Origin of the sequence: Pseudomonas sp. AM8 (genome assembly GCF_036346475.1) — a bacterium.
Classification (GTDB): Bacteria; Pseudomonadota; Gammaproteobacteria; order Pseudomonadales; family Pseudomonadaceae; genus Aquipseudomonas; species Aquipseudomonas marginalis.
Genome location: NZ_JAOTNX010000013.1, coordinates 72,982 through 97,973 on the forward strand (window position 1 = coordinate 72,982; position 24,992 = coordinate 97,973).

The following is a 24,992-nucleotide window of genomic DNA, read 5'->3' on the forward strand; positions in this document are numbered from 1 at the left end:
TTGAACAGTTGATTAATTATCAGAGGGCCATTAGTGGCAGTTTGACGCCAATCTACTGATTGAAATTACCCACACACTGCGTTCCCACGCACGTGAGAACGATCGATCAATCCTTCTCGGCAATCGGCGTCTGCCCATCCCAACCACCGCCCAGCGCGGCGATCAGTTGCACGCTGGCCACCAGGCGGCTCTGCAACAGGGTCAACACGGTGCGCTCGTTGCTCAGCGCCGTGGCCTGGACCGTCACCACATCCAGATAGGCAATCAGCCCGGCCTTGTACTGGTTCTGGGTCAAGCGCAGCGATTCTCGGGCGGCCTCGAGGGCTTCGTTGCTGACCACCGCCTCGTCTTCCAGCACCTTGAGCTGGACCATGTAGTTTTCCACTTCACGGAAGCCGTCGAGCACGGTCTGGCGGTACTTGGCCACGGTTTCGTCGTAGGACGCCACGGTGCGGTCGACTTCCGCCGAGCGTTGGCCGCCGTCGAACAGGGTCATGGCCAGTTTCGGCCCTACCGACCAGAAGCGGTTCGGCAGGCTGATCCAGTCGGCATAGGTGCTGCTGGAATAGCCGCCGGCCAGGCTCAGCGTCAGGTCCGGGTAATAGGCGGCCTTGGCCACGCCGATATTGGCGTTGGCGGCGATCACCGAGCGTTCGGCCGAGGCGATGTCCGGGCGCCGTTCAAGCAATTGCGACGGCAGGCTGACCGGAATCTGCGGCAGGGCCGGGATGTCCTTGCTCACCGCCAGGCTAAAGCTGGCCGGTGCCTCGCCGATCAACACGGCGATGGCGTTTTCCAGTTGGGCACGTTGCCAGATCAGGTCGATCAGGCTGGCCTGGGTGGTCTTGAGCTGGGTTTGCGCCTGGGCCACCGCGTCCTTGCCGGAAACCCCGGCGCGGTATTGGTTTTCGGTCATTTGCAGGGAGCGCTGGTAGGTGTCCAGCGTGGCTTGCAGCAGGCGGGTCTGCTCGTCCATGACCCGCAGTTGCAGGTAGCTTTGCACCAGTTCCGACTGTTGGCTCAGGCGCATCGCGGCCAGATCCGCCGAGCTGGCTTCGGCACTGGCCTCGTTGGCCTCCAGGCCACGGCGCAACTTGCCCCAGATATCGGCTTCCCAGCTCACGCCGAGCTGCGCATTGAGGGTGTCACGGATCCCGCTGCTGGAACTGCTGAGGCTGGCGCTGCTGCTGCCGGTGCCCTGGCTGGCGCGGGTTTTGCCCGCGCTCAGGTCGACGCTGGGGTAAAACGCCCCGCGTGAACTGCGCACCAGGGCCTGGGCCTGGCGAAAACGCGCTTCGGCCTGGGCCACGGTCTGGTTGGAATTATTCAGGCGCAGCACCAGGTCGTTGAGTTGGCGGTCGCCATACAGCTCCCACCAGGCGCCACGGGCCAGGGAATCACTCGGCGCGGCCTGGCGCCAGCCCTGGGCTTCCTTGAACTGCGCGGGTTCAGTGACTTCCGGGCGTTTGTAATCCGGGCCGACGGCACAGGCGCTGAGCAACAACGCCAACCCTACTGTAGGAGCGAGCTTGCTCGCGAAGGTCGTTAACGATAACGCGCCGAGCCTGAATGAACGCGGTGCCTGCCGTTTTTTCGCGAGCAAGCTCGCTCCTACAGGGATGAGTGCCGTGTCGGAAGCCCGCAGTGCATTGGCGTTGGTTGAATCGGTCATAGCGCAGTGTCCAGGGCAGCATCGGTACGCACGCCGCGCCAGGCATTGAAACGGTGGCGCGCGCGGTCGAGATAGAGGTAAACCACCGGGGTGGTGTAGAGGGTCAGGACCTGGCTGAAAATCAGGCCGCCAATGATGGTCAGGCCCAGGGGATGGCGCATTTCCGCGCCATCGCCGGTGCCCAGCAGCAACGGCAAGGCGCCGAGGATGGCCGCCAGGGTGGTCATCAGGATCGGCCGCAGACGCAACAGGCAGGCGCTGCGAATCGATTCCAGCGGGCCTAGCCCATCGTTGCGTTCCAGCTGCAACGCCAGGTCGATCATCAGGATCGCGTTCTTCTTCACCACCCCGATCAACAGGAACAGGCCGAGCAGGGAAATCAGGCTGAACTCCCCTCCCGTCAGGTAGATGGCAAGCATCGCGCCGACGCCGGCCGACGGCAGGGTCGAGAGGATCGTCAGCGGATGAATGTAGCTCTCATACAGAATGCCCAGCACCAGGTACACCGCCACCAGCGCGCCGAGGATCATGAACGGCTGGCCCTTCTGCGTGGCCGCAAAGGCATCGGCAGTGCCGGCCATCTTGGCGATCACATCTTCCGGCAGGCCGACCTTGGCAATCGCCCGCTCGATGGCCGCCGTGCCCTGCTCCACCGTGACCCCGGGGGCCATGTCGAAGGCGATGTTTTCCGAGGCGAACTGGCCTTCGTGGCTGACGCGGTCGTCCGCCAGGCTGTTCTCGTAATGGGCAATGGTCGACAACGGCACCCGCGCGCCGCTGGAGGTGATCACCTGCATCTGGTTGAGGGTGATCGGGTCCTGGGCGTATTTGGGGTTGACCTCCATCACCACCTGGTACTGGTTGAGGCTGTCGTAGATGGTGGAAATCTGCCGCTGGCTGTAGGCGTTGTTGAGCACCGCGGTGACCATGTCCATGTCGATGCCCAGGCGCTTGGCCTGGTCACGGTCGACAATCAGCGTGACTTGGGCCGCGCCCCGGCCTTCGCGGGCGTCGATTGCGGTCAGTTCCGGCAGCTCACGCAGCGCCGCAACCACTTTCGGGTACCACAGGCGCAGCGCGGCCAGGTCGCCGCTTTGCAGGATGTAGGAATACTGCGCGCTGGTCTGATCACGGCTGCCGCCGAATTGCAGGTCCTGGTCGGCCATCAGGAACAGGCGCCCGCCAGGCACCAGCGGTACATCCTTGCGCAGGCGCTCGATCACCGCCTGGGCGGACACCTTGCGTTCGCTGATGGGCTTGAGGCGGACCAGCATCACCGCGTTATTGGTACCGTTGTTGCCGCCGATAAAGCCGGCCACGCTGAGCACCGCTGGGTCGTTGAGCACCGCCTTGCGGAAGATTTCCATCTTCGGCTGCATGACGCTGAACGACAGGCCGTCGTCCCCGCGCACAAAGCCGATCAATTGGCCGGTGTCCTGTTGCGGCATAAAGGTCTTCGGGACCACCACGTACAGCGCCACGTTCACGCCAATGGTCAGCAGCAGGCTGAGCAAGGTCAGGCGGCGATGGCGCAGCACCCAGTCCAGGCTGGTGGCGTAGCCGGCCACCATGCGGTCGTTGATCTTCTGGCTCCAGCGCTGCAGGCCGGTCATCTGCCCTTTCACGTGGGGCTTGAGCCAACGGGCGCAGAGCATCGGCGTCAACGTCAGCGACACGATCAGCGACACGATGATCGCCGCCGACAAGGTGATGGAAAACTCGCGGAACAAGTTGGTGACGATCCCGCCCATGAACAGGATCGAGAGGAACACCGCCACCAGCGATACGTTCATCGACAGCAAGGTAAACCCGACTTCCTCGGCACCCAGGTAGGCGGCCTTCATCGGTGGCACGCCCGCGTCGATATGCCGGGAAATGTTCTCCAGCACCACAATGGCATCGTCCACCACCAGGCCGGTGGCCAGGATCAGCGCCATCAGCGAGAAGTTGTTCAGTGAGAACCCGTACAGGTACATGATCGCGAACGTGCCCACCAGCGACACCGGCACCGCCAGGGTTGGAATCAGCGAGGCGCGGAAGTTGCCGAGGAACAGGTACACCACCAGGATCACCAGCCCCACCGCAATCAGCAGGGTCATCTCGGCTTCATGCAGGGTCGCGGTGATCACCGGCGAGCGGTCCATGGCCAGGCTGAGCTTGACGCTGGACGGCAGCACCGCCTGCAACGCCGGCAGTTGCGCCTTGATCTGCCTGACGGTCTCGATGATGTTGGCGCCGGACTGGCGGTTGATCACCAGCAGCACCGCCGAATCATTGTTGAAGAAGCCACTGTTGTAGCGGTCCTCCACGCCGTCGCTGATCTTCGCCACATCCTTGAGGCGCAGGGCGGCGCCGTCCTGGTAGCGAATCAGCAGCGGCTCGTAGTCCTTGGCCTTTTCCAGCTGGTCGTTGGCCTGGATCTGCCAGTTGCGCTCACTGTCTTCCAGGGAGCCCTTGGGCCGACGCTGGTTGGCATTGGCGATGGTGTTGCGCACGTCGTCCAGGGCCACGCCGTACTGGTCGAGGGCCTTGGGTTCCAGCTCGATACGCACCGCCGGCAGGGAGCTGCCACCGATCTGCACTTCGCCCACCCCCGGCACCTGGGACAGGCTTTGGGAGAGGATGGTCGAGGCCAGGTCGTACAGCTGGCCCTTCTGCAACACGTCCGAGGTCAGCGACAGCACCATGATCGGCGCCTGGGACGGGTTGATCTTCTTGTAGGTGGGCATGCTGCGCATGCCGCTGGGCAGCAGGTTGCGCGAAGCGTTGATCGCCGCCTGCACTTCCCGCGCGGCGCCGTTGATATCACGGTCGGAGTCGAACGCCAGGATCACCCGGGTGGAGCCCTGGCTCGACGAACTGCTCATGGTGGTGATGCCGGCAATCGCGCCGAAGGAACGCTCCAGCGGCGTGGCCACCGTGGAGGCCATCACCTCGGGGCTGGCGCCGGGCAGGCTGGCCGAGACCACGATCACCGGGAAATCGATCTGTGGCAGCGGCGACACCGGCAGCAGGTTGAAGCTGACCCCGCCCAGCAACATGATCGCCAGGCTCAGCAGCAGGGTCGCTACCGGCCGGCGAATGAAAGGTCCGGACAGGTTCATGACTCAACCGGCTCCAGGCTTTGCGGCTCTTTGCGCCAGCGGCGGCCGAGGCGATCGAAATACAGGTAGATCACCGGCGTGGTGAACAGCGTCAACACCTGGCTCACCAGCAGGCCGCCGACCATCACCAGGCCCAGGGGCTGGCGCAGTTCGGCACCGGAGCCGGTAGCGAGCATCAACGGCACTGCACCGAACAGGGCGGCCAGGGTAGTCATCAGGATCGGCCGGAAGCGCAGCAGCGCCGCCTGGTAGATCGCGGTCTGCGGGTCCAGGCCCTGGTTGCGTTCGGCGTCGAGGGCGAAGTCGATCATCATGATCGCGTTCTTCTTGACGATACCGATCAGCAAAATGATGCCGATGATCGCGATCATGCCCAGGTCATTGCCGCTGAGCAGCAAGGCCAGCAAGGCCCCCACTGCCGCCGACGGCAAGGTCGAGAGAATGGTGATCGGGTGGATATAGCTCTCGTAGAGCACGCCCAGCACGATGTACATGGTGACCACCGCTGCCAGGATCAGCAGCAAGGTGCTCGACAGCGACGCTTCGAATGCCTGGGCAGCGCCCTGGAACTGGGTCTGCACGCCCACCGGCATGCCGATGTCCTTCTGCGCCTGGTTGATCAGCTCCACGCCTTTGCCCAGGGCAACGCCGGGGGCCAGGTTGAACGACATCATTACCGCCGGGAACTGGCCGATGTGCGCAATCGCCAACTGCGCCTGGCGCTGTTCCACATGGGCGAGGCTGGACAGGCGCACCTGGCCGCCGTCGGTGGTCTTCACATGGATCTGGTTCAGCGCCGCCGGGCCCAGGGTTTCCCCAGACTGGGCCTGCAAGACCACGCGGTACTGGCTGGCCTGGGTGTAGATGGTGGAAATCTGCCGCTGGCCGAACGCGTCATACAGAGCATCGGTGATGGTCGACACACTGACGCCCAGGCGCGAGGCCGCATCGCGGTCGATCACCAGGTACACCTGCAGCCCCTTGTCCTGCAGGTCGCTGGCGACGTCTGTGAGCTCCGGCATCTGGCTCAGTGCGTGCACCAGCTTGCCGCTCCACAGGGCCAGCAGGTCGGCGTCCGGCGAGGACATGCTGAACTGGTACTGGGTGCGGCTGACACGGTCTTCGATGGTCAGGTCCTGCACCGGCTGCATGAACAGGCGGATTCCCACCAGCTTGTCGATTTGCGGTTGCAGGCGCGTGATCACCTGGGCCGCGCTCAAGTCGCGCTGGCCGTGGGGCTTGAGGTTGATCAGCAAGCGGCCGCTGTTGAGGGTGGCGTTATCGCCATCCACGCCGATATAGGACGACAGGCTTTCCACCGCCGGGTCGGTGAGGATGATCTGCGCCAGTTCCTGCTGGCGCTGGCTCATGGCGGCGAATGAAATCGACTGCGGCGCTTCGGAAATACCCTGGATCACCCCGGTGTCCTGCACCGGGAAAAAGCCCTTGGGCACCACCAGGTACAGCACCACGGTCAGGCCCAGGGTCGCGATGGCCACCAGCAGGGTCAGCGGCTGGTGCCTGAGCACCCATTGCAACTTGCGCCCGTAGGCTTCGATCAGCCAGTCGATCCAGGCGCCGCTGGCCTTGTAGAAACGGCTCTGCTCTTCTTCCTTGGGCTCGCGCTTGAGCAAACGCGCGCACATCATCGGCGTGAGCGTGAGGGACACCACCAGGGAAATAAGGATCGCCACCGCCAGGGTGATGGCAAATTCGCGGAACAGCCGTCCCACCACATCAGCCATGAACAGCAGCGGGATCAATACGGCGATCAGTGACAGGGTCAGGGAGATCAGGGTGAAGCCGATCTGCCTGGCGCCCTTGAGCGCGGCGGCCAGCGGCGTCTCGCCTTCCTCGATATAGCGGGAAATGTTCTCCAGCATCACGATGGCATCGTCCACCACGAAACCGGTGGCAATGGTCAGGGCCATCAGCGTCAGGTTATTGATGGAGAACCCGGCCAGGTACATCACCCCGAAGGTGCCCACCAGCGACAGCGGCACGGCAATCGACGGGATGATCGTGGCGCTGACCCGCCGCAGGAACAGGAACGTCACCATCACCACCAGGGCAATGGCGATCAGCAATTCGTGCTGCACATCGGTGACCGAGGCGCGGATGGTCTGGGTGCGATCGGTAAGCACCGTCACGTCGAGGCCGGCCGGCAGGTTGTCGGTGATGCTCGGCAGCAGCGCCTTGATGCGGTCGACCACCTCGATCACGTTGGCGCCCGGTTGGCGCTGGATATTGAGGAGTACGGCCTGGTTTTCATTGGCCCAGGCGGCAAGGCGTTCGTTTTCGGCGCCGTCGACGATCTGCGCCACATCCTTGAGGCGCAGAGGCGCGCCATTGTTGTAGGCCAGGATCAGCTCGGCGTATTGCTGGGGCGACACCAACTGGTCGTTGGCATCGAGCATCGACACCCGCGTGGGGCCGTCGAAGTTGCCTTTGGGCTGGTTGACGTTGGACGCGGCGATCAGGGTGCGCACATCGGAGAGGTTCAAGCCGTTGGCCGCCAGGGCTTCGGGGTTGACCTTGATGCGCACGGCCTGGCGCTGGCCACCGGCGATGCTGACCATGCCGACGCCGCTGATCTGCGCGATCTTCTGCGCCATGCGTGTGTCGACCAGGTCATTGAGCTTGGGCAGCAGCATGGTCTTGGAGGTAATGGCCAGGGTCAACACCGGGGTATCCGCCGGGTTGACCTTGTTGTACACCGGCGGCGCCGGCAAATCCTTGGGCAGCAGGTTGGTGGCGGCATTGATCGCGGCCTGCACCTGTTGCTCGGCGACATCCATATTGATATCGAGGTTGAAACGCAGGGTCAGCACCGAGGCGCCGCCGGAACTGGTGGACGCCATCTGGGTCAGGCCAGGCATCTGCCCGAACTGGCGCTCAAGGGGCGCGGTGACCGCGCTGGTCATCACATCAGGGCTGGCGCCGGGGTACAGGGTCATCACCCGGATGGTCGGGTAATCCACCTGGGGCAGCGCCGAGACCGGCAACAAGCGGTAGGAAATAATGCCGGCCAAAACAATCGCCAGCATGCTCAGCGTGGTGGCGACCGGGCGAAGGATAAACAGCCGCGACAGGTTCATGAACCGACCTTTTGCGCCTTGCCGGCGGTGGTGCCGGTCTCCCCTTTAGCCGCCGGCTTGCCTTGCAGGTGTTCGGTGGGCGTCGTCGGCACTTCGCTGCTGTCGTTGACCACTTCGATCTCGCTGCCGTCCTTGAGGCGGTCGGTGCCTTCCAGCACCACACGGTCGCCAGCAACCAGGCCTTCCTTGATCACAGTGTTGTCGCCATCGGTGTCACCCACCACCAGCGGCTGAACCTTGACCTTCTTGTCGCCATCGAGCTTGTAGACAAAGGTGCCGGTGTTGCCGAACTGAATCGCGGCGGACGGCGCCAGCACCACGTTGTGCAAGGTATCGGCGAGCAGATGCACGTTGACGAACTGGTTGGGGAACAGCGCCTGGTCCTTGTTATCGAAACGCGCCTTGAATTTCAGGGTGCCAGTGGTGACGTCGATCTGGTTGTCCAGGCTTTGCAGCACGCCGGTGGCCTGCCGTTTGACGTCGCCACGGTCCCAGGCTTCCACGGGCAGCTTGTTACCGGCGTGATAACGGGCGAGCACGGTTTCCAGGGTGTTTTCCGGCAGGGTGAAGGCCACGCTGATCGGTTGGGTCTGGGTGATCACCGCAAGGAAGGTGGTGTCGTTGGCCGCCACCAGGTTGCCCACATCGACCTGGCGCAAGCCGACGCGACCACTGATAGGCGCGCGGATCTTGGTGAACTCGAGGTTGAGCTTGGCGTCGTCCACCGCGCCCTGGTTGGTCTTGACCGTGCCCTGGTATTGCAGGACCAGCGCTTCGGCGGTGTCCAGGGTCTGCTTGGCGATACTGTCCTGGGCGTACAGGTCGCGATAACGCTGCACGTCGACCTGGGCGTTTTTCAACTGGGCCTGGTTCTGCATCAGCGTGCCCTGGGCCTGGAGCAAGGCATTCTGGTAGCTGCGCGGGTCGATCTCGGCCAGCAGGTCGCCGGCCTTGACCATCTGCCCTTCTTCAAAGGCGATCTTGACCAGCTCGCCACCCACCCGGCTGCGCACATTGATGGTATTGAGCGCGGTGACCGTGCCCAAGGCCTTGTAGTACACCGGGAACTCCCCCAGCACCGCTGGCGCTACACGCACCGGCACCGGGCCGGTGGACCCGCCGAACCCCGGGCGCGCCATGCCGGTTTTACCGGTATGCCCGGCCGGTGCGTCTTTGTGGGCGGCGCCGCCTGGCCAGAATTTCCAGCACAGGCCGGCGATAACCAGCAGCACGAGCAGGCCGAACAGCCAGCGGCGGGAGTTGCGGGGGGAGGATTGCATGGAGTGATCAACCATTGGGCGCGAGAGCTTCTTCTTCGGGAGGCTGAAAGATAAGCACTGGAGCGCGTTAAGAAAAGCGCCTTTACCGGCTATTTACCTTGGGCTTACAACTTTTAACTTCTGCGGCTTAGTCTGCGGGCTATTTCGCTAAACGTCTGAGCCACAAATAAAAACGGCCTGGACTAGGCCAGGCCGCAATCATGTCTTACGGGTGTTACTGCAAAACGACAGTAACGCGCCGCAACAGTTACTTCAAAACAGCCAGGGCCGCTTCGTAGTTCGGCTCCTGGCCGATTTCCGAAACCAGTTCGCTGTGCAGCACGGTGTTATTTTCGTCCAGCACCACGACCGCACGGGCGGTCAGGCCCTTGAGCGGGCCATCGGTAATCGCTACGCCGTAATCGACGGCAAAACCAGGGTCACGGAAGTCCGACAGGTTCTTCACGTTTTCCAGGCCTTCGGCGCCGCAGAAACGCGCCTGGGCGAATGGCAGGTCGGTGGAGATGCACAGTACGACGGCGTTGTTCAGCTCGTTGGCCTGGGCGTTGAACTTGCGTACCGACGTGGCGCAGGTCGGGGTGTCGACGCTTGGGAAGATATTCAGCACTTTGCGCTTGCCGGCAAAGGTAGCCAGGGTTGCATCCGACAGATCGCCGGCGGTCAGGGTGAAGTCTGCTGCTTCAGAGCCGACTTTCGGCAATTCGCCTTCAACCTGGACAGGGTTACCGCGAAGAGTGACTTGAGCCATGAACAGAATCCTTATGCTGGGTTTTGGTTAAACGAATTCGAGAGGCGGAAGTTAACCACAAAGTACCGTGGCTACCTACCGCCAGACACAAATTGTCATGCCACGCGGTTGTGGTTTAATTGCGCGCTTTGCGCCTGCCCTCCAAGGAAACCGTTTCTAATGAATCAGCCCGCCACCAAAGTCCTGGTCATTGGTTATGTCTGGCCGGAGCCCCGTTCCTCGGCCGCGGGCGGGCACATGATGCAGATTCTCGAAACTTTTCTTACACAAGGTTGGGATATTACCTTCAGCAGCCCGGCAGCACTGGGCGAGCACAAGGCCGACCTGCTGGCACTGGGCATCGCCGAATGCGCGATCGAGCTCAATAACAGCAGCTTTGACGATTTTGTCCGCGAGTTGGCTCCGGATATCGTGCTGTTCGACCGTTTCATGATGGAAGAACAGTTTGGCTGGCGCGTGGAGAAGTGTTGCCCCGACGCCCTGCGCGTGCTGGAAACCTCCGACCTGCAAAGCCTGCGCGACGCCCGTCAGCAGCGCCTCAAGGCGCACCTCAAGGCCCACCCGGGCAGCGACGACTTCAGCGCGTTGTTCGCCCCGGCCCTGGAGGAGGAGTTCCAACTGATGGCCGACACCGACCTGGCCAAGCGCGAAATCGCAGCGATTTACCGCTGCGACATCAGCTTGATGATCTCCGACGTGGAAATCCGCCTGCTCACCGAACAATTCAAGCTACCCGCCGCCCTGCTCCACTGGTGCCCGCTGATGATGACGCCGCCAACCGAGGCCTTCGTACCGTTCGAAGAGCGTGCGCACTTCCTCAGCATCGGTAACTTCCGCCATGCGCCGAACTGGGACGCCGTACTGTGGATGAAGAACAGCGTCTGGCCAATAATTCGCCAGCAATTGCCGGGCGCCCAGCTGCATATCTACGGCGCCTACACCCCGCCCAAGGCCACCGCCCTGCACAACCCGGCGCAGGGCTTTCATGTGATGAACTGGGCCGAAGATGCCCTGCAAGTGATGAGCGCCGCGCGCATCTGCCTGGCGCCCCTGCGCTTTGGCGCGGGTATCAAGGGCAAGCTGGCCGATGCGATGCTGTGCGGCACGCCCAACATCACTACCCCCATCGGCGCGGAGGCCATGGGCGATGAGCGGCCATGGCCCGGCGCCATCGAGCAATGCGCCGAAGCCCTGGCGGCGGCGGCCGTGGCGCTTTATCAGGATCGCGGACGCTGGACCCAGGCCCAGCAGGATGGGCGCCAACTGATTGCCGGCCGTTATGACCGCACTGTCCACGGGCCTGCACTGGTGGAGTGCCTGCAACACTGCCGCAGCCACCTCGCCGCCCATCGCCGCAGCAACTTCACCGGCAGCATGCTGCGCCACCATGCGCATAAAAGTACGCAGTACATGTCCCAGTGGATCGAGGCGAAAAACCGTAGCCTGTAAACCGCGGCGCTGGCGAGGTCGTGCGCGAGGGGGCATTATCCCAAGCAGCAACCACAATAAAGCGACGGCAGCATGACCCGAGCAACGCGAATCACCGACCCTTCCTACGAGCTGATGGACGATCACGACGGCCTGTCCATCATCTATCGCCAGCATGGTTTCCCCTGCCCGCTGGTGCGCTGGCATTTCCACAAGGAATACGAGCTTCACCTGATCGTCGCCAGTTCCGGCAAGGTGTTTATTGGCGACTATATCGGCAACTTCTATCCGGAGAGCCTGTTCCTCACGGGGCCCAACCTGCCCCACAACTGGATCAGCCAGGTGGAGGAAGACGAAGTGGTGCCCAAGCGCGACATGCTGGTGAACTTCACCGATGAGCTGTTCGAGCAGGGCAGCCATATTTTTGCCGAGCTCAAGACCTTGACGCCCATGCTGGAACGCGCGCAGTCCGGCATTGAGTTTCGCTGCAAGAAAACCATCGCCCAGGCCATGACCCTGATGCAGCGTATCGAAGACGCCCGGGGCATGGCGCGCCTGGGGCACTTCTTTATCCTGCTGGAAGTGTTGAGTAGCTGTGAGGACTACCAGTTGCTGTCCGGCGTGACCACGCCGCAACTGGCGGATGAACATAGTATCGACCGCACCAACCGCGCGGTGGACTACATTTTCGCCCACTACGCGCGCGAGTTGCCCCTGGAGGAAGTGGCGGAACACCTGGGGATGAAGCCGACGTACTTTTCCCGGGTGTTCAAGCAGGCGACCGGGCGCACGTTTATCGAGTTTGTAAATCGGCTGCGCATCAGCAAGTCCTGCGAGCTTCTGGCCGATGGCGACAAGGCCGTGACGGATGTGTGTTTCGAGTCGGGTTTCAACAATATTTCCAACTTCAACCGGCGCTTTCAGCAGCTCAAGGGGATGACCCCCTCTCACTACCGCCGTTTGGCAGTTCAGCGTCTGACGGAACAAAACCTGGCCTGACCAATCCAGACAAAGAAGACTTACAATCACTCAACTTTCTCACAGCCCTGCATAGGAACGCCCATCAGTCCCTTGGCCACGTATTGAAGTACCTCTCCGAATCTGTCGAGAGGCCGTGCTTATAAATACGTCGGTAAAAGGGCAGCCCCATGATCAGCATTCGTCCGTCACATATTGTCAGCGCCACGGCTACAAACGAGTCGAGTCGGCCCAAGACAACCGCGGGTTCAGTAACCTCTCAAGTCATTGAGTTTTTTCATAAGCGCCTGAAGAACATTCAAACGTTCCCTGCATCCGCGCAATCGAGTGATGGACTGGCGCCAGCCCACAAACGTATCGAGCAATTGCTCAGATTCGCCGTGACAAAGGAATACCCCAGCGTAGCCGAGCGCATCAGCCAGTTGATTAAAAGCAGTCATGAGCCACTGACGGACACAGCGCTGCGCAATCAGGTGGAGCAACACCTGAACCAGCCAAGCGCCCTCGACGCGCAAAAAACCTACGCTCAACTTCTTCAGGAAATACTCGACAGTTCGGCCTCCCACACTTCGAACACTCGCCCTGCCCCGTTGCGCTTACGCCGAGATCTGCAAGCCCCTGAACCGGCTTCCGCTACGCGCAATGCGGCGGTTCGCCAATTCACCGATGCCTTGATCGACAGCGGTGACCGGCAGTTGGCCATAGGTGTGGCCAATAGCTTGATGCGCCAACGGCTTGCCGTCGAGAAAGGTCACTCCAGCGATGCCGAGGACAAGGTGATCATCCCGGCCGACTCAACCTTCGGCCAAGCCTGGGCCGAACTGGCCGATGCGCTGTACTCGGAACCGTTCAAATCGTTTGCCGAAGCCAGGAAGATCGATGTTTCTGGATTGACGATCAACTCCAGGGGACAACTGACCGAAATGCGCGACAACGTGCCGGTCAACCTCTACCTGCATCGGGACGCGGACTGGGCAGCGGCGTCGGCCCAAGTGATGAGCGCAGCCAGAAAAGTCCTCGCGGGGAAACAAGGCGTTGTCATGTTTCGCGATAGGGAACACGCATCGGCTTACAACATAGCCTCGTTTTACGGCCTGCAACTGGGCGGCATACGTAGCGACGACACGCTGTTCAGCATCGGACAATTGCTGCGCGAGGGTACCTTCCCCGCCTTCAGCAGCACCGATCCGCACTACGCGACCGTTTACGCCCCGGTCAAACAGCGACAAAACGAAGCCAGTCAGCGGCTTATGAATTTACCGCCGGATCAGTTGATGCAACGCCTTGATAGGTTCACATCTTCAACTGCGGCACGAAAGGTCCAGGACGCCGATCGAACCCTGGCGCAGCAGTGCAGCCAGGCCGTGATGAGGCTCGCCCCTCAAGCCCGAGTCGAAGGCGAAGCATTCCCGCCGGTGCTCAAAGAGATTCCGGAGTATTCGACCTTCAACCAGGTGCGCAAAAACCTTCTGGATGGGCTGACCGGCAGTGCCTTTACAACCTTTGCACAAGAGCACAACGTTGAGCCCGGCAGCGTTCGTATCCACCCCGTCACCGGAGAGCTGACAGGCAAGGTAAATGGCAAGGATACCCCCTTTGTCCCGAACGATCTTTCGGGCTGGGGTGTTGTCTGGGCAGAAATTGCAGATGCAGTCCGGCAGATGGCGGCTGGAGCGGAGCAACCTGTTCGATACCCCTCCCCACCCTCTGCATCACTGTATGAGGTCATGAGTTTTTACAACGAAGAGATCCCTCGCCAACAAAACGGCCAACAAGCCAACTGGCGTCAACGCGCGCTGATATCGCTGCTTGATCGAAGTACCGAGATGACCCGTAACAATGGCTTCAAGGCACTCATTGACCCCAGCACGGGCGACAACTCCTCTAAAGGTGTACGTGAGCGCCAATACGCCATCAGGCAACAGTGTGCCGACACGCCCGCGTCCCTCTCTAAACTTGAAACCCTGGCGGCGGCTGTCGAGCCCAGCTCCAGCGCGACAGTGGGCGGCGCACGGTCCCCGCAAGACGCCCTGGCCAGCGCCGAAAGCGCACTGGCCGCCGCTACGCATCGCGCAATGCGCGAGGTGAAAAACAACCCGACCCAAGCCTCGATGAAGATGATCGGACCGATCCCGGCCGCCAGCCTGTTCGGCCAATGGCGCAGCTACCTGGACAAAGCCATCAAGGCGCGCGGTTTCATCGAGTGGGCGGAGAAACACAAGGTTGATTTGACCTCCTTGCGCTTTGACCCCAATCGCGAGGCGCTGATCGGCAAAGTCAACGGCGTTGACCAGCGCTTCAGCGCCGCCGATTTTGCGAAAAACTACCCCGAGCATTTCGACGTGCTGGCGCCGGTGCTCAACGCCGCCAGGGTATTTGCGACGCCTGGAAGGCCGATCACGCTGTCTGACGCCAGCACCACTAACGCACCGCTGGAATGGGTAGGCCGTTTTTATGGCATCACTACGCACCCCCGCAGCCAGGCATTCGAACGCAGCATGACGCAGCTGGAAAGCATGAAGAAGTTCCCAAGGAACCCGGACCACCCGGAACAAATGGTGAATTGGCTGAACCAGCAAAAAACCGCATTGGGGGATAGCAATGATCGCTATGCACTGATCAGTCAGCTCAAGCACGGCAATATCGACAACGACGACACCACCCGTTTCATTGTCGATCCGGGCTCATCCCACCGCCCTAAAGGCGTGACGACCGTGCAGAAATTCCTCACGGATCAGGGCTGGTACGAGGCGAAGTCGGCAGCGCGGGTCGACAACCTGTTACAGGCTCTGCAGACTCCCCTGCCGCAAGCGCCGACACTGGGTAATAACTATGGGTTTCTGGCCTCGGCCCTCCCGCTGAGCAAGGCCCAACGCGAGGCCGTGAGTACCTTCGTAAAACAAGCCATCAGCCCCCATCCCAACCTCCTGAGCCACCTGAGTGCCCAAGTGCCCAAGCTCAGCAGCAGCCCTGCACAAGCACTGGACCAACTGCTGTCCAGTGACAGCGCCCTGGAACTGGCCACGAATCTGCAAACCGAGATGAAAGGTGCAGTCACTTCGACCAGTCTCAAGCAGTGGCTGCTGACCGCTTTGGTACTGGAGCTTGATCCCGAGGCCGGCACCTCACGCAATAGCCTCGCAGGCTTTGATCTGATGCATAAGGATAATTGGGGGTTGGGCACGGACAAGATTCGTGAGCTGTTCAACAACCACTTGACCACAAATCGAAAAATTCCGGCAAACCTTGCGCCAGTAGCCGCGCACCTGTTGATGACGGGCGCTGCGCCCCATCTGCTGGTTAACGATGTGCCATCGACCGTGACGCTGGGCTCGACCGATTGGGTCAGCTTTATGACCGCCGTCAATCGGATCGAACTGAATGCTCCCGGTGCCGCCTCGGGTATGACCTTCGGGCAAGTCATGAACCTTCACCGGATCAGCCCCATTTCCGAACGTGAATCCCAACTGCACTCTGTCGCCCAGATGAACCCGGTGTTGGATTGGGCCATCGTGAATGGCCATATCGTGAGAAATGACAAGGACGAATACACCCTTGAACAGCTCGCCAGCAGCCAGGAGAAGCTCAAAAAACAAAATGATGACATCTCCAGTGCCAGGCACTACTTGAGTAATTTCAACCCACCAAGCAGAAGGGAAATGGCCCTGTCAGAGCTGAGGGAAAAATGGGGTACCGATACCCACTATGAGCGTCCGTACCTCACTGAAATGGTTGGCCCGTTTGGAATGTTTTCCAATACTCGGGCAAGTATTGTCGACGTCTATGAAGCTGGCCGCCTGGGTGAAAGTTGGCGCTGGGAGTCAACGAGGGGGCCCGACTTCGATGCACTTCGCGCGCGCGCCTCCGAGTTGCCTGACATCAACGCGAAATTCAATCAGGCATTTGAAGAAGACTTCGCCCTACGCAGGACCCACACCATTTCCCTGTTCAAAAACATGTTCAGCCAGCTACCGCTGGCGGACCGAGACATCGTCAACAATGGCTCTGCGACAATCCTGCAAGTGAAAGGCACCGGTAGTGGCATCCTGATGCAGTTCACCCATAAGGAGCAGTCCAGAACGTTCGCGATCTATCCAGCCTATGGAAAAATAGTGCCGGTCCCCAATATCGAACAGAGAGCACCTTACGGCCAAACCACCGAAGAAACCGTCGACACAGCCGCGTTTAAAACCAACGCCGAGCCAAAACCGGATATCAAATCCAAGGTCCTCATAACACGCCTTGATCAAAACAGCCTCGTCGACCCGGATCACTTTGCACACGGCAGGCGGCCCTTATATGCGGAGAACGACAAAACTGACCTTTCCAGCTATGACGGAACAAGAATACAGCACCTCGCCGAGGTGCTGGTTGACAGTGTGTACTTGAACAAGGCGGCTGCACTCGCTACGCAACGTGGGCTGAACAACGCTGTTGAAAACGGTTTGGAGCTCAGTGACTACTTCCAAAAAGGTTTGCGCTTCTTACCGGGAGGCTCGAGCCTCGTGGACATCTACCACGGTGAATATGCGGAGGCGGTAAAAGACCTGGGCGTTGATATCGCGATCTACGTATTTACCGAGGGCGTCGGCAAACTCTGCAATGTGGCCAAATCCGGCGCGGCCTGGGCGGCGGCCAAGGCCTCGGCGAAATTCGTCGAAAGGTTTGGGATCGAGGAAACAGAAAGCATTGTGCTCCAAGACCTGACTACCACCGGCGCCGAGAAGGCGTTCAGCTCAGTGAGCCAAATGCAGGGCGGCCAATATACAAAGCCAATTGGAGAGGCGTTTGTCCCGACTGCGGACATGGTTGATGGCACGGTGAGAAACGGCGATACCTCTGCACTTGTCAAACTCACGGCCATTTTCCAGGACGGCGAGTGGTATGCCTATAACCCCAAGACAATGGCGGCTGATGGGCCTGCGCTAAAAGGGTTCGTACCCGAAAGTAACCAACGCAACGTCAATGGCCTGTTTGACTTTTTTTCCAATGCCGAACCCGATCCGGACATGCCCGCCAGATTCGAGATGAACGTCGTGAACTCGCAGCTAAGAGATGAGCAAGCCTTTAAAGCCGGCTACAACAGCTTGAAACCGGAAACTATACCGGGCTACCGCAGCGACATGGGCAAAGACCGAATCAGACAACTGATTGCAGACACCCCGCTAAGCGCCCAACAAGTGGGAAGCCTGGTTCGGCAACGGGAAAGACTCATCATTGCCGATTCCCGCATCAACATTGAGACGTTCAATCGAGAAGTAGAGGGTGCGGGCGGAACCAGTCGTGGAATGTCCCAAGGCTATTATCTTGCCCTGACACAACCAGGCTCAGACGGTGAATGTGCTGCCCTGTCCAATACGATGGCGCTCGCGCTCTCGGAGGGCACCGAAAACACGTTGATCGATAACGTGCATATGGCCATGGCCAACCCGAAGTCCGCTGGCGGTTCAAAATTCATCTCAGAGCTGTCAGCGTTGCAAGCTAACGTAGACAGACAAAGCACCTTTCAAACCGGGACCTCAGGCGTCCTCACGCCCTACAAGGATATTGGCACAACACTGGGTAACGCCGAGACTTCGAAGACCTTGCTGATCGGCGCGAAAGATCATGGCATGCTCGCGGGGGTTAGGGTCGACCCCGCCGACGCCAGCAAAAAAAGCTGGTTTTATTACGATCCCAACTATGGTTTGGCGACATTCAATTCAGAAACATCAATGAAAGCCGGGCTGGAAAAAACACTGAACAGTGGCAAAGTCGGCAAAGGACTCAACCATTTTGGCAACGCATTCACGGGACCAAAATATAACGTCGGTGTCTTTGATATCAATGCGATGGCACAGCGCAGATTTGATATTGCCCGGGTTAGAGACCTGACCCGACCAATCAGCCTTGACACAACGCAAGCCGTCACCGACGCCCTGTATGGTCGAATCAGGCTGGGAGGCCCGATGGAAACGGTCAGGCCACTTGATGGCGAAATCCAGACATTTGTCGATACTTATGATGGAAAGCCCCGGCTCAATATTATCGGACACGCCCCTGAGCCAGAAAACCCAGGCGATCCGATAAAAATCGTCGGTGACAATGACGCACGCTATTCGGCCGCAGAGGTTAATCAAAAGCTGCTGGATCGAGGCGTAGACATTCGTGACTACGCCAATGTCCGGACATTGACCTGCTTCTCCGCAAGTGGCGGCACTGGTTCGTTCGCTGGCGAGTTGAATAAGCTAACGGGCGTCCCCGTAAAGGGATTTGAAGGTCCGGTAACGACCGAATGGATGGCGGGTACAGATCTGAATGAGCAATATCAACTGCTATTAAAGCGCGCCAGGACAAAGTACCCGAAATTCAAGCAAGAAGACATCGAGTGGATCGCGGAAAATGACCTGAATAAAATCTATCATAATAAATTCAGAGTCTTTACCGTTAGAAAGGACGTGGGCACTCTTGTCGAGGCCAATATGGGAACAACGAAAAAACCGGTATATGTCACGCTTCCAGTCGATTATCGACCTGTACGTTTCGGCCCCGCCAAAGCACCCAAGGAATCCGTCACGCTTTGACCGCTGAACCATTAGCATGATGAAAGAAGCGAGGGAAGCCAATGCAACGGTGCCCCCTCGCTGCTGCCGCGTGAATACGCGACACACCACGCTTGATGGTTTCAGCTGTTTACCTAACGAGTGCAAAAAAGTATCAGTCCAAGTGCTCCCAAGGATTTGTCACAACCCCGTTTGAAGGCTGTAATCAACGCACACTCTTCCTGACTCCCCGTAGGAAGACACAACAACAATAACTGTCCTTCCGTAGCCCCTGGGCGCGGAAATGGAGTGCGCGATGAAGTTCACAGCAAAAGCTCTGCTTGCCTGTACCTGTATGACCCTCAGCGCCGTCAGCCTTGGCGCGCAAACCCTGACCATTGCCACCGTCAACAACAGCGACATGATCCGCATGCAGAAGCTCTCGAAAACCTTCGAGGCCGAGCATCCGGAGATCAAGCTGAACTGGGTGGTGCTGGAAGAAAACGTGCTGCGCCAACGCCTGACCACTGACATCGCCACCCAGGGCGGGCAGTTCGATGTGTTGACCATCGGCATGTACGAAGCCGCACTCTGGGGCGCCAAGGGTTGGCTCGAACCGATGAAGGACCTGCCGGCGTCCTACGACCTCGACGACGTATTCCCTTCCGTGCGTGACGGTTTGTCGGTCAAGGGTTCGCTGTACGCCCTGCCGTTCTATGCGGAAAGCTCGATCACCTACTACCGCACCGACCTGTTCAAGGACGCCGGGCTGAGCATGCCCGAGCACCCGACCTGGAGCCAGATCGGCGAATTCGCGGCCAAACTCACCGACAAGAGCAAAGAGCAATACGGCCTGTGCCTGCGCGGCAAAGCCGGTTGGGGCGAGAACATGGCGCTGATCACCACCCTGGCCAACGGCTACGGTGCGCGCTGGTTCGATGAGAAGTGGCAGCCTGAATTCAACGGCCCCGAATGGAAGGACGCGCTGAACTTCTACGTCGACAACATGAAGAAATCCGGCCCGCCGGGTGCTTCCAGCAACGGTTTCAACGAAAACCTGGCGCTGTTCAACAGCGGCAAGTGCGCGATCTGGGTCGATGCCAGCGTCGCCGGCTCGTTCGTCACCGACAAGACCCAAAGCAAAGTGGCCGACCATGTGGGCTTCACCTTTGCCCCCCACGAAAAAACCGACAAGGGCACGTCGTGGCTGTACTCCTGGAGCCTGGCGATCCCGACCAGCTCCAAGGCCAAGGATGCCGCCAAGGTGTTCGCCAGTTGGGCCACCTCCAAGGAATACGGTGCCTTGGTCGCCAAGACCGACGGCGTTGCCAACGTGCCGCCAGGTACCCGCAAGTCGACCTACAGCGACGAGTACATGAAGGCCGCGCCGTTCGCCAAGGTGACCCTGGAATCGCTGAAAGTCGCCGACCCGACCAAACCGACCCTCAAGCCGGTGCCGTATATCGGTATCCAGCTGGTGACCATTCCTGAGTTCCAGGCGATTGGGACCCAGGTCGGCAAGTTCTTCTCCGGCGCGCTGACCGGCCAGCAAACGGTCGATGCTGCACTGACCGCCGCGCAGACCACCACCGAGCGTGAAATGAAGCGGGCGGGTTACCCCAAGTAACCCCCGATCCTGTAGGAGCGAGCTTGCTCGCGAAAAAGGTACATCCGACGCCGCAAGGCGCCTGAAATACCTTCGCGAGCAAGCTCGCTCCTACAGGGGTTTTACGCACCTGTACCTGACTGGCCTTGACTATCATGAATACATCCGCCAAAAACCGCCTGGCCAACCCCGGCTGGTTCCTCGTCACGCCCTCGGTCGCCCTGCTGCTGCTGTGGATGATCGTGCCGCTGGGCATGACCCTGTACTTTTCGCTGATTCGCTACAACCTGCTCTACCCCGGCGAGAACCAATTCGTGGGGCTGGAGAACTTCACCTACTTCATCACTGACTCGGGTTTCCTGCCCGGCGCCACCAATACGTTGTTGCTGGTGGGCAGCGTGCTGCTGATCAGCGTGGTGTTCGGCGTGTTGATCAGTGCGCTGCTGGAGGCCAGTGAGTTCCTCGGGCGTGGCATCGTCCGGGTGCTGTTGATTTCGCCGTTCTTCATCATGCCCACCGTCGGTGCGCTGATCTGGAAGAACCTGATTTTCCACCCGGTGTCGGGGATTCTCGCCGCCGTGTGGAAGTTCTTCGGCGCCGAGCCGGTGGACTGGCTGGCGCACTACCCGTTGCTGTCGATCATCATCATTGTCTCGTGGCAATGGCTGCCGTTCGCCATCCTGCTGCTGATGACCGCCATGCAGTCCCTCGACCAGGAACAAAAGGAAGCCGCACGCCTGGACGGTGCCGGCGCCATCGCGATTTTCTGGCACCTGACCCTGCCCCACCTGGCCCGCCCGATTGCCGTGGTGGTGATGATCGAAACGATCTTCCTGCTCTCGGTATTCGCCGAAATCTTCACCACCACCAACGGTGGCCCCGGCTACGCCTCGACCAACCTCGCCTACCTGATCTACAACCAGGCATTGGTGCAGTTCGACGTGGGCATGGCCTCGGCCGGCGGCTTGATCGCCGTGGTCATCGCCAATATCGCGGCGATCATCCTGGTGCGGATGATCGGCAAAAACCTGACTGACAAGCCTTGAGGGCCGCGCCATGACGCTTCAACAATCCCGCCGCCTGCAAAGCCTGTTGCTCGGCACCCTGGCCTGGGCCATCGCGATCCTGATTTTCTTCCCGATCTTCTGGATGGTGCTGACCAGCTTCAAGACCGAAATCGACGCGTTCGCCACGCCGCCGCAGTTCATCTTCACGCCGACCCTGGAGAACTACCTGCACATCAACGAGCGCAGCAACTACTTCAGCTATGCCTGGAATTCGGTGCTGATTTCATTCAGCGCCACCGCCCTGTGCCTGCTGATTTCGGTGCCGGCCGCCTACTCCATGGCGTTCTACGAAACCAAACGCACCAAGAGCACGCTGCTGTGGATGCTCTCCACCAAGATGCTGCCACCGGTGGGCGTGCTGATGCCGATCTACCTGCTGGCCAAGAGCTTTGGCCTGCTGGATACGCGCATCGCGCTGATCATCATCTACACCCTGATCAACCTGCCGATCGTGGTCTGGATGGTTTACACCTACTTCAAGGACATCCCCAAGGACATCCTCGAAGCCGCGCGCCTGGACGGCGCCACGCTGTGGCAGGAAATGGTCCGGGTGCTGCTGCCGATCGCCAAGGGCGGCCTGGCCTCCACGGTGCTGCTGTCGCTGATCCTGTGCTGGAACGAAGCCTTCTGGTCGTTGAACCTGACCTCGTCCAACGCAGCGCCGTTGACCGCACTGATCGCTTCCTACTCCAGCCCCGAAGGCTTGTTCTGGGCCAAATTGTCTGCCGTCTCGACCCTGGCCTGCGCGCCGATCCTGATCTTTGGCTGGATCAGCCAGAAACAGCTGGTGCGCGGTTTGTCCTTCGGCGCCGTGAAATAACGGTTTCCTATAAAAATTCAAAAAGGAGGCCCATCCCATGGCCAACCTGAAAATCAAGAATCTGCAAAAAGGCTTCGAAGGTTTCTCGATCATCAAGGGCATCGACCTGGAAGTGAACGACAAGGAATTCGTGGTGTTCGTCGGCCCCTCGGGCTGTGGCAAATCCACCCTGCTGCGCCTGATCGCCGGCCTCGAAGAAGTGAGCGAAGGCACCATCGAACTGGATGGCCGCGACATCACCGAAGTCACCCCGGCCAAGCGCGACCTGGCGATGGTGTTCCAGACCTATGCCCTGTACCCGCACATGAGCGTGCGCAAGAACATGTCATTTGCCCTGGACCTGGCCGGCGTCGACAAGCAGCTGGTGGAGAGCAAGGTCAACGAAGCGGCGCGCATCCTCGAACTGGGCCCGCTGCTGGAGCGCAAGCCCAAGCAACTCTCCGGTGGCCAGCGCCAGCGTGTGGCGATCGGCCGGGCGATTGTGCGCAACCCGAAGATCTTCCTGTTCGACGAGCCGTTGTCCAACCTCGACGCCGCCCTGCGCGTGCAGATGCGCCTGGAACTGGCGCGCCTGCACAAAGAGCTGCAAGCGACCATGATCTACGTGACCCATGACCAGGTTGAAGCCATGACCCTGGCCGACAAGGTGGTCGTGTTGAACAGCGGGCGTATCGAGCAGGTCGGCTCGCCGCTGGAGCTGTACCACCAGCCGGCCAACCTGTTTGTGGCGGGTTTTCTCGGCACGCCGAAAATGGGCTTCCTCAAGGGCAAGGTCACCCGCGTCGACGGCCAAGGCTGTGAGGTGCAGCTGGACGCCGGCACCCTGATCAGCCTGCCGCTGAGCGGCGCCAGCCTGAGCGTGGGCAGCGCGGTGACCCTGGGCATTCGTCCGGAGCACCTGGAAATTGCCGCGCCTGGGCAAACCGCCCTGACCGTCACCGCCGACGTCGGCGAGCGCCTGGGCAGCGACACCTTCTGCCACGTCATCACCTCGAACGGCGAGCCGCTGACCATGCGGATTCGCGGCGACATGGCCAGCCAGTATGGCGAAACGCTGCACCTGCACCTGGACCCGGCGCACTGCCATCTGTTCGACACCGACGGCGTGGCTGTGGCCCGTCCACTGCGCGCCGCCGCCTGATTTCGCGAGTATTGATCGATGAAACTGAATAAGCAGAACCTCACCCAGCTGGCGCCCGAAGTGAAATTGCCAGCCTATACGCTTGCCGACACACGCCAGGGCATCGCCCATATCGGCGTCGGCGGCTTCCATCGCGCGCACCAGGCGTATTACACCGATGCGCTGATGAATACCGGCGAGGGCCTGGACTGGAGCATCTGCGGCGTTGGCCTGCGCAGCGAGGACCGCAAGGCCCGCGATGACCTGGCCGGCCAGGACTACCTGTTCACCCTGTACGAACTGGGCGACACCGACGACACCGAAGTGCGCGTGATCGGCTCGATCAGCGACATGCTGCTGGCCGAAGACAGCGCCCAGGCATTGATCGATAAACTGGCCAGCCCCGAGATTCGCATCGTCTCGCTGACCATCACCGAAGGCGGCTACTGCATCGACGACAGCAACGGCGAGTTTATGGCCCACTTGCCGCAGATCCAGCACGACCTGGCTCATCCGTCGTCGCCAAAAACCGTGTTCGGCTTTATCTGCGCGGCATTGACCCAGCGCCGCGCGGCCGGCATCCCGGCGTTTACCGTGATGTCCTGCGATAACCTGCCCCACAATGGCGCTGTCACGCGCAAGGCACTGCTGGCGTTCGCCGCCCTGCACAATGCCGAGCTGCATGACTGGATCAAGGCCCATGTGAGCTTCCCGAACGCCATGGTCGACCGCATCACGCCGATGACCAGCACCGCCCACCGCCTGCAACTGCACGATGAACACGGCATCGACGATGCCTGGCCAGTTGTTTGCGAACCCTTTGTGCAGTGGGTACTGGAAGACAAATTCGTCAACGGCCGCCCGGCGTGGGAAAAGGTTGGCGTGCAGTTCACCGACGATGTGACACCCTATGAAGAGATGAAGATCGGCTTGCTCAACGGCAGCCACCTGGCCCTGACCTACCTGGGTTTTCTCAAGGGCTATCGGTTTGTGCACGAGACCATGAACGACCCGCTGTTCGTGGCCTACATGCGCGCCTACATGGACCTCGACGTCACGCCAAACCTCGCGCCGGTACCGGGCATCGACCTGACCGACTACAAGCAGACCCTGGTGGACCGCTTCTCCAACCAGGCGATTGCCGACCAGTTGGAACGGGTGTGTTCGGATGGCTCGTCGAAGTTTCCCAAGTTCACCGTGCCGACCATCAACCGCCTGATTGCCGACGGCCGTGAGACCGAGCGTGCAGCACTGGTCGTCGCGGCCTGGGCCTTGTATTTGAAGGGTGTGGATGAGAATGGCGTGAGCTACACAATCCCCGATCCGCGCGCCGAGTTCTGCCAGGGGCTGGTGAGTGACGATGCACTGATCAGCCAGCGGTTGCTGGCAGTGGAAGAGATTTTCGGTACGGCTATTCCCAACTCGCCTGAGTTTGTGGCAGCGTTCGAGCGGTGCTATGGGAGCCTGCGTGATAACGGCGTCACCACTACCCTGAAGCACCTCCTGAAGAAACCGGTTTAAATGTGGGAGGGGGCTTGCTGTGGTGCGGG

13 protein-coding genes are annotated in these 24,992 nt (G+C 60.5%); 8 read left to right on the forward strand and 5 right to left on the reverse strand.

Annotated elements, in window-relative coordinates; genetic code table 11:
- Window positions 1-106 precede the first annotated feature (106 nt).
- From V3W40_RS26925 to tpx, 5 genes are all read right to left on the reverse strand, one after another.
- Window positions 107-1,672 (reverse strand): efflux transporter outer membrane subunit, encoded by a 1,566-nt coding sequence (locus tag V3W40_RS26925; protein WP_074846476.1) that lies wholly within the window; start codon window positions 1,670-1,672, stop codon window positions 107-109.
- Entirely contained in the window at window positions 1,669-4,776 is a 3,108-nt protein-coding gene (locus tag V3W40_RS26930) for an efflux RND transporter permease subunit (protein WP_108574322.1), read from the reverse strand. The genes V3W40_RS26925 and V3W40_RS26930 overlap by 4 nt, the downstream gene beginning before the upstream one ends.
- A complete protein-coding gene (locus V3W40_RS26935; RefSeq protein WP_065927846.1) occupies window positions 4,773-7,874 on the reverse strand; it encodes an MdtB/MuxB family multidrug efflux RND transporter permease subunit in 3,102 nt (1,033 codons plus the stop codon). The genes V3W40_RS26930 and V3W40_RS26935 overlap by 4 nt, the downstream gene beginning before the upstream one ends.
- Window positions 7,871-9,169 carry an MdtA/MuxA family multidrug efflux RND transporter periplasmic adaptor subunit gene (locus tag V3W40_RS26940; RefSeq protein WP_027606396.1) on the reverse strand — a complete coding sequence of 433 codons (1,299 nt, stop codon included), beginning with the start codon at window positions 9,167-9,169 and terminating at the stop codon, window positions 7,871-7,873. The genes V3W40_RS26935 and V3W40_RS26940 overlap by 4 nt, the downstream gene beginning before the upstream one ends.
- A gap of 232 nt (window positions 9,170-9,401) precedes the next feature.
- Window positions 9,402-9,902, reverse strand: coding sequence for a thiol peroxidase (gene tpx, locus V3W40_RS26945; protein ID WP_065927848.1), 501 nt, complete (start codon window positions 9,900-9,902; stop codon window positions 9,402-9,404).
- Window positions 9,903-10,061: 159 nt separating this feature from the next.
- On the opposite strand from tpx, the gene V3W40_RS26950 reads away from it, so the two are divergent.
- The 8 genes from V3W40_RS26950 (at window position 10,062) to V3W40_RS26985 (ending at window position 24,963) form a co-directional block, all read left to right on the forward strand.
- Complete coding sequence (locus V3W40_RS26950) at window positions 10,062-11,351, forward strand: glycosyltransferase (RefSeq protein ID WP_330216006.1); 1,290 nt, start codon at window positions 10,062-10,064, stop codon at window positions 11,349-11,351.
- Between the two features lie 72 nt (window positions 11,352-11,423).
- Entirely contained in the window at window positions 11,424-12,329 is a 906-nt protein-coding gene (locus V3W40_RS26955) for an AraC family transcriptional regulator (RefSeq protein WP_330216007.1), read from the forward strand.
- 149 nt (window positions 12,330-12,478) lie between these two features.
- Entirely contained in the window at window positions 12,479-18,871 is a 6,393-nt protein-coding gene (locus tag V3W40_RS26960) for a hypothetical protein (RefSeq protein ID WP_330216008.1), read from the forward strand.
- A gap of 274 nt (window positions 18,872-19,145) precedes the next feature.
- Window positions 19,146-20,456, forward strand: a complete 1,311-nt coding sequence (locus V3W40_RS26965) for an ABC transporter substrate-binding protein (protein WP_330216009.1) — start codon at window positions 19,146-19,148, stop codon at window positions 20,454-20,456.
- A gap of 134 nt (window positions 20,457-20,590) precedes the next feature.
- Window positions 20,591-21,481 (forward strand): carbohydrate ABC transporter permease, encoded by an 891-nt coding sequence (locus tag V3W40_RS26970; RefSeq protein ID WP_051429369.1) that lies wholly within the window; start codon window positions 20,591-20,593, stop codon window positions 21,479-21,481.
- A gap of 10 nt (window positions 21,482-21,491) precedes the next feature.
- The gene (locus tag V3W40_RS26975; protein WP_027606403.1) at window positions 21,492-22,322 is read left to right on the forward strand and encodes a carbohydrate ABC transporter permease; all 831 of its coding nucleotides are present in this window, start codon (window positions 21,492-21,494) and stop codon (window positions 22,320-22,322) included.
- Window positions 22,323-22,359: 37 nt separating this feature from the next.
- Window positions 22,360-23,463 (forward strand): ABC transporter ATP-binding protein, encoded by a 1,104-nt coding sequence (locus tag V3W40_RS26980; RefSeq protein WP_065948641.1) that lies wholly within the window; start codon window positions 22,360-22,362, stop codon window positions 23,461-23,463.
- An 18-nt stretch (window positions 23,464-23,481) separates the two neighbouring features.
- Entirely contained in the window at window positions 23,482-24,963 is a 1,482-nt protein-coding gene (locus tag V3W40_RS26985; RefSeq protein WP_065948642.1) for a mannitol dehydrogenase family protein, read from the forward strand.
- Window positions 24,964-24,992: the final 29 nt, after the last annotated feature.

Excerpts from the sequence above, each read along its gene's own strand:
- V3W40_RS26935 (WP_065927846.1), bottom strand. The coding sequence starts at position 7,874 with ATGAACCTGTCGCGGCTGTTTATCCTTCGCCCGGTCGCCACCACGCTG.
- V3W40_RS26925 (WP_074846476.1), bottom strand. The coding sequence starts at position 1,672 with ATGACCGATTCAACCAACGCCAATGCACTGCGGGCTTCCGACACGGCA.
- V3W40_RS26955 (WP_330216007.1), top strand. The coding sequence starts at position 11,424 with ATGACCCGAGCAACGCGAATCACCGACCCTTCCTACGAGCTGATGGAC.
- V3W40_RS26980 (WP_065948641.1), top strand. The coding sequence starts at position 22,360 with ATGGCCAACCTGAAAATCAAGAATCTGCAAAAAGGCTTCGAAGGTTTC.
- V3W40_RS26965 (WP_330216009.1), top strand. The coding sequence starts at position 19,146 with ATGAAGTTCACAGCAAAAGCTCTGCTTGCCTGTACCTGTATGACCCTC.
- V3W40_RS26960 (WP_330216008.1), top strand. The coding sequence starts at position 12,479 with ATGATCAGCATTCGTCCGTCACATATTGTCAGCGCCACGGCTACAAAC.
- tpx (WP_065927848.1), bottom strand. The coding sequence starts at position 9,902 with ATGGCTCAAGTCACTCTTCGCGGTAACCCTGTCCAGGTTGAAGGCGAA.
- V3W40_RS26970 (WP_051429369.1), top strand. The coding sequence starts at position 20,591 with ATGAATACATCCGCCAAAAACCGCCTGGCCAACCCCGGCTGGTTCCTC.
- V3W40_RS26940 (WP_027606396.1), bottom strand. The coding sequence starts at position 9,169 with ATGGTTGATCACTCCATGCAATCCTCCCCCCGCAACTCCCGCCGCTGG.
- V3W40_RS26930 (WP_108574322.1), bottom strand. The coding sequence starts at position 4,776 with ATGAACCTGTCCGGACCTTTCATTCGCCGGCCGGTAGCGACCCTGCTG.
- V3W40_RS26985 (WP_065948642.1), top strand. The coding sequence starts at position 23,482 with ATGAAACTGAATAAGCAGAACCTCACCCAGCTGGCGCCCGAAGTGAAA.
- V3W40_RS26950 (WP_330216006.1), top strand. The coding sequence starts at position 10,062 with ATGAATCAGCCCGCCACCAAAGTCCTGGTCATTGGTTATGTCTGGCCG.
- V3W40_RS26975 (WP_027606403.1), top strand. The coding sequence starts at position 21,492 with ATGACGCTTCAACAATCCCGCCGCCTGCAAAGCCTGTTGCTCGGCACC.